The organism is Ferrithrix thermotolerans DSM 19514, assembly GCF_900128965.1.
Lineage (GTDB): Bacteria > Actinomycetota > Acidimicrobiia > Acidimicrobiales > Acidimicrobiaceae > Ferrithrix > Ferrithrix thermotolerans.
Genome location: NZ_FQUL01000065.1, coordinates 1 through 5,039, shown reverse-complemented (window position 1 = coordinate 5,039; position 5,039 = coordinate 1). Strand labels below are relative to the sequence as shown.

General features: G+C 51.8%; 8 protein-coding genes. 4 read left to right on the top strand and 4 right to left on the bottom strand.

Translation table 11 applies throughout. From position 1 onward, the window contains the following. Positions 1 to 79: 79 nt before the first annotated feature. Both BUA24_RS12330 and BUA24_RS12690 read right to left on the bottom strand, forming a co-directional pair. Positions 80 to 274 (bottom strand): hypothetical protein, encoded by a 195-nt coding sequence (locus BUA24_RS12330; RefSeq protein ID WP_143146552.1) that lies wholly within the window; start codon positions 272 to 274, stop codon positions 80 to 82. Positions 275 to 385: 111 nt separating this feature from the next. Then, positions 386 to 538 (bottom strand): hypothetical protein, encoded by a 153-nt coding sequence (locus BUA24_RS12690; protein WP_178138834.1) that lies wholly within the window; start codon positions 536 to 538, stop codon positions 386 to 388. A gap of 55 nt (positions 539 to 593) precedes the next feature. Here BUA24_RS12690 and BUA24_RS12325 point away from each other — a divergent pair, with 55 nt between their 5' ends. The 3 genes from BUA24_RS12325 (at position 594) to BUA24_RS11460 (ending at position 2,465) form a co-directional block, all read left to right on the top strand. Next, positions 594 to 1,019 (top strand): hypothetical protein, encoded by a 426-nt coding sequence (locus BUA24_RS12325; protein ID WP_143146551.1) that lies wholly within the window; start codon positions 594 to 596, stop codon positions 1,017 to 1,019. 236 nt (positions 1,020 to 1,255) lie between these two features. Beyond that, positions 1,256 to 1,582, top strand: a complete 327-nt coding sequence (locus BUA24_RS12020; protein WP_178138833.1) for a transposase domain-containing protein — start codon at positions 1,256 to 1,258, stop codon at positions 1,580 to 1,582. A 4-nt stretch (positions 1,583 to 1,586) separates the two neighbouring features. Next, positions 1,587 to 2,465 carry an IS4 family transposase gene (locus BUA24_RS11460; RefSeq protein ID WP_143146550.1) on the top strand — a complete coding sequence of 293 codons (879 nt, stop codon included), beginning with the start codon at positions 1,587 to 1,589 and terminating at the stop codon, positions 2,463 to 2,465. Between the two features lie 264 nt (positions 2,466 to 2,729). Here the strand turns inward: BUA24_RS11460 and BUA24_RS11455 are convergent, their stop codons facing one another. Both BUA24_RS11455 and BUA24_RS11450 read right to left on the bottom strand, forming a co-directional pair. Beyond that, positions 2,730 to 3,998, bottom strand: coding sequence for a hypothetical protein (locus BUA24_RS11455; protein ID WP_143146549.1), 1,269 nt, complete (start codon positions 3,996 to 3,998; stop codon positions 2,730 to 2,732). A 129-nt stretch (positions 3,999 to 4,127) separates the two neighbouring features. Continuing rightward, positions 4,128 to 4,418, bottom strand: coding sequence for a hypothetical protein (locus BUA24_RS11450; protein WP_072792702.1), 291 nt, complete (start codon positions 4,416 to 4,418; stop codon positions 4,128 to 4,130). Between the two features lie 160 nt (positions 4,419 to 4,578). On the opposite strand from BUA24_RS11450, the gene BUA24_RS12845 reads away from it, so the two are divergent. Further along, positions 4,579 to 4,764, top strand: a complete 186-nt coding sequence (locus tag BUA24_RS12845; RefSeq protein WP_072792700.1) for a hypothetical protein — start codon at positions 4,579 to 4,581, stop codon at positions 4,762 to 4,764. The last annotated feature ends 275 nt before the right edge of the window (positions 4,765 to 5,039 follow it).

Here is a 5,039-nt window from a genome sequence, read left to right as displayed (position 1 = left end):
TTGAGGTTCTAGTTTTCTAATAATTCCTAGATACCATGGCCACCACAAACAAATCAATTCACTCGTGGAATTTGCACAACTATCGGGACATGACCAAGTCAGCTTCGAAGATCGGCTCGAGGACCAATTTCGCAGCTGCCATTGCTACTCGGTCTCTCACACAGGGAATGCCGAGCGGACGGGTCTCGCCCGATATACCCGGCTTTTCCGATATGTACTCTTCGTAAGGGCTTGGGTCGGTAAGTGCCGGTCCGAAGCTCCTCGCTAAGCACATCTATGAAGGCTTGTATCGACTCGGGACCTCTAGAGGAGATGTCGGTGATACTCACCTTGTCTATTCCTGGGGCCCCTTGGTTCCTCGCCACGTCCGACCAGTCCCTTTGAATCACATCACTGCGAGTGAGCTTGTCGTATAGGGCGTGGAACTTACGTATCCGATTCTGCTTGGCACTGCGATATAGCACACGCCTGTGAGCTCGAACTTAGGTCCTGAGCCGTCGGCCAGTCTTATGGTCCTAGCTGATTGCTCAGCACTCATGAGCGTTCCTCTCTTTCACGTCATGCGTTGATGAAGTAGGGGTCCTTTGCTCTGGATGGGTTATGTTGTCCCAGCCGTCATCACTACTATTACCCCCTCCGACTCCCACATGAGTGCCTATCACTTCCCGGGAGCACCGGTTATAGATAGGTTCGCTCCTGGTCTCCGCTTTGACCAGGGCCAAGGAGGGCCTCTTGAGTTCCCACGACAACTTTCTGTACGCTCCCCTTCCTGCGACACCCGAGAGGGTTCTTCGACACCCGCTCCAGATTCCCTGGTGTCTTCCATGGCCTTCGTCAAAACCACACAGACTCGGCTGCCTCTACCTCCTGCTTTCGCTTCAAGCCTTTACGACGCTTTGAGAATTCGCTTTATGCTGCGGACCGCACATTTGGTCCACCCCGCTTCGACCCTGACATCTCTATCAAACCCGGAGGCTTCCCTACCAAGGACTCTGGCGTCTCCTTGGACCGGACTCTAACCGGCTAGCTATCGTGAGCTTGTCGCTCGGTCTATGTCATCTGACCTCCTTGTTTGCTGTGACATACGTCCAAGCTTCTCGACGCACGTGGATTCAGGCTTAGTAGGAGAAACGAGTTATGAAACCACAAGAAATCGATCACATCGCAATTGCGATGAGGGATGTAGACTCCGCCCTAGTCCAATACCGTTAACTTAGTACCATTCCTGTTCTATACCGGGTCTCGGGAGGTACCGGTGCCAAGACCCGGATGGAGAAAACAGCCAGAGGATTTGCGACTGACCGATCATCTCTCCATAGGGGTTCTGACCCGTACCTTTGGGAGGGATCTCATCGATTCGATACTCATCGCAACCGACAAGGTCCAACAGCGGATACCTCTGTTGCCATCACGGGTGATGATCTATTACGTTCTGGCTCTCTCGCTCTATCCCCAGGACTCCTACGAGGAGGTCATGCGTCACTTGAGCGAGGGACTTCGGTGGATAGATCAATTCCAGTCTTCTTGGAACGTCCCCTCCAAGGTGGCGATCTTTAAGGCTCGTCTACGCCTTGGGGTCTGAACCTATGAAGAGGCTCTATGAGGCGGTTGCAAGGCCACTGGCAGTGCCTGGCGATGCTGGTGCCTTCTACCGGGGGTTGCGTCTGGTTGCGATCGATGGAACGAGCCTTAGCGTCGCTGACACTGCCGAGAACCTCGCTCACTTTACCAAGCCAGCCACTCCACTTGGTGAGGCTGCCCATGCCAAGGCAAGGATCGTCGGTCTCTTAGAGTGTGGAACCCATGCGATCTTTGCGGCCAACGCTGGTCCCTATAGCAGTGCTGAGCAGGTGTTGGCCCAAGAGGTGATCGACAAGCTCACTCCTGGGATGCTCTGTCTTGGTGACCGAGGGTTCTTTAGCTATGATCTGTGGCAACGAGTGGCGAACACCGGTGCCCAACTCCTCTTTAGGGCAAAGAGCAACTACCGCATTGAGATGGTCGCCGAACTCGAGGATGGTTCGTACCTTGGCAACGTCTATCACCACAAGGACAGAGCCAGAAAGAGTCCGCTGCTACTCAGGGTCATTGAGTACCAGATCACCGAAGGGGGGGATCCAGATGCCGTCTACCGTCTCTTTTGCACCATCACCGATCCCGAGATGGCGCCAGCTCATGAACTAGCGGCGCTCTACTGCAAGCGCTTAGAGATCGAATCAGCTTTTGATGAACTAAAGACCCACCAGTTTGAGGCACGAAGAGTGTTACGGTCTCAATCTCCAGAGCTCGTCTATCAGGAGATCTGGGGGATGCTAGCGCTGCACTTTGGCATCAAAGAGCTCATGTATGACGTAGCGGCGTCTTCACGAGGAGACCCGGTGGGGCTCTCATTTGTTGGCTCTCTCCGGATGCGCGCCACCAGTGCTATGACCAGTCCGGGTTTTTCCCCCTCAGCTCCTTGCTGAGGCCTTCCGTCGCGCCTGTGCTCAGATCCTTGACCAGGCGCTTCCAAAGCGAAGGCTGCGCTCTAATCCCCGGGTGATACGCAAAGCAATGAGCCCCTATCCCACCAAGTATCCCAACCACTCCAACTGGCCGCAGCCCTCAAGGCCAGCCAAAGATCTTATCTATATCATCGGAGCTGGTTCCTAAGTTAACGGTACTGGTATAAAGGATAGTTTGTAGCGGTCAGCCCCCTATCGGAGAAAAGGGTTGATCATTTAGGGTATTCATACATCTGTAGTATCAAAAGACGAATCTGAATTGTTAAGAAGTTGGATGATAAAGCCGAGCTGTTGTGAAGTTAAGTCCTTCCTCTCTATAATCATTTCGCCCACCTCTCCTTTCTTCTCTCTCTCCCACCTTCCTCCTCTGCTCTGCGCAACAGATGCAAACAAAACTTCAGGTGAAAGTGTGGAGGCGTGTTGATAAAGTTGAACGATAATCTCCTTTCTAAAACCATCACCCACCTCTCCTGTCACTCCCACAATCTTTATCACTTCCTCAAAGCGGTCTCGGGATAAAGAAAATGAAGACTCCGCTTTGCCCACCGCCCACTTCACAACCTCTTTGTCCTCAAACACCGCTGGATTTTTGGCGATGTGATTTGGCACATACCGGAACCGCTCATCTCCTCTCTCCATTCCCGCCTTCAGCCACTCAACAATCTCTTTGTTCTCAAACACCGCTGGATTTTTGGCGATGTGATTTGGCACATAGCGAAACCGCTCATCTTCCCTCTCCATTCCCGCCTGCAGCCACTCAACAATCTCTTTGTCCTCAAACACCGCTGGATTTTTGGCGAGGCTATTTGGCAGATGCCAAAACCGCTCATCTCCTCTCTCCATTCCCGCCTTCAGCCACTCAACAATCTCCTTGTCCTCAAACACCGCTGGATTATCGGCGAAGCTATTTGGAACATGCCAAAACCGCTCATCTCCTCTCTCCATTCCCGCCTGCATCCACTCAACAATCTCTTTGTTTTTGTTCTGCAGCACTGCTGAATTATTGGCGAAGTAATATGACACATGCCAAAACCGCTCATCTTCCCTCTCCACCCCCGCCTTCAGCCACTCAACAATCTCTTTGTCCTCAAACACCGCTGGATTTTTGGCGATGTGATGTGGCACATGTTCAAACCGCTTATCCCCACTATCCGCTCCCGCCTTCAGCCACTCAACAATCTCCTTGTCCTCAAACACCGCTGGATTATCGGCGAGGCTACTTGGCACATACCGAAACCGCTCATCTCTCCTCTCCACCCCCGCCTTTAGCCACTCCGCCAACCCCTCAATCTCAAAGAGATCGTCACGAGCAAGAAGCGCATCCACCTCTTCTCTTGAATATTCATCTCCGCTAACAAAGGTTTGGATGTGTGGCGAGAGTGAGAGCGAGGGTGTGTGTGGATGCCCAGCAGCGCAAGCGCTACTGTTAGAGGTGATGGGGTTACGGCACGGAGTGCCGTCTTTAGTCTTTGCTCCGCAAATGTTTGTATTCATATATCTAAATTATCAGAAGACGGATCTGGGCTGTGAAGGAGTTGGAGGATAAGGCTGATCTGTTGTGAAGTTAAATCCTTTCTCTTTGCAATCGCTCTGCCCACCTTTTCCTTTCCCCCTATCCACCACTTATCTCCCTCTCTGCTTTGCGCAACAGATTCTGGAAGAATGATTGATAATCACCTTTCTAAAACCATCATTCACCTTTTCTGCCACCCCCACAATCTTTATCACTTCATCAAAGCGATCTGGGGGTAAAGAAAATGAAGACTTCAATTTACTCACCACCCACTTCACAACCTCTTTCTGCTCCAGCACCGCTGGATAATCGGCGAAGCGATATAGTACACCCTCAAACCGCCCATCTCCGCTCTCTACCCCCGCCTTCAGCCACTCAACAACCTCTTTGTTCTCAAACACCGCTAGATTATCGGCGAATTAATATGGCACATACTCAAACCGCTTATCCCCACTATCCGCTCCCGCCTTCAACCACCCAACAATCTCTTTCTGCTCCAGCACCTTAGAACAGGTCGGAGAAGCTACCAAGCTCGTTCATCAGAACAAACATGAGGGAAAAGTGGGCATACTCTGTTTAGCTTCTGCTCCCAACTTAGGCATCGACGATCCAGAGTTCCGGGAGAAGATCGGCGAGGACAAGATAACTCTCTTCGCTCGCCATGGTCAAAAGATCGCCTCACCGAGTGTGAATAAAACTAAGCATAGAACCACCGACCAACTCTGTGAATTGGTCGCCCAAAACTAAAGAAAGTGCCCCCTGAGCTGGTACAAGAGGTGTAGAAAAGCATCCCATACGGTCAACCAAGGAGAACGCTTTCTGTGAGTAAACCTTATCACACGCCAAAGGCTATCGAAGTAGCCTTAGTCGATGAGAATCTGGTCGCTAATGCGGGACTTCTCTTGGTCTCCAAGGCTTGGTCTCGATGCTCTCATCTCGGAGCGGGTCGATCTCACTGGTCGAGTGGGTGGAGCCAATAAAGCGAGTAAGTCATTGACCCTCATCCATGCGATGGTGGCAGG

Bases quoted from the DNA above. Each gene is read 5' to 3' on its own strand.
- BUA24_RS12690 (WP_178138834.1), bottom strand. From the start codon at position 538: ATGAGTGCTGAGCAATCAGCTAGGACCATAAGACTGGCCGACGGCTCA.
- BUA24_RS12325 (WP_143146551.1), top strand. From the start codon at position 594: ATGGGTTATGTTGTCCCAGCCGTCATCACTACTATTACCCCCTCCGAC.
- BUA24_RS12330 (WP_143146552.1), bottom strand. From the start codon at position 274: ATGTGCTTAGCGAGGAGCTTCGGACCGGCACTTACCGACCCAAGCCCT.
- BUA24_RS11460 (WP_143146550.1), top strand. From the start codon at position 1,587: ATGAAGAGGCTCTATGAGGCGGTTGCAAGGCCACTGGCAGTGCCTGGC.
- BUA24_RS11455 (WP_143146549.1), bottom strand. From the start codon at position 3,998: ATGAATACAAACATTTGCGGAGCAAAGACTAAAGACGGCACTCCGTGC.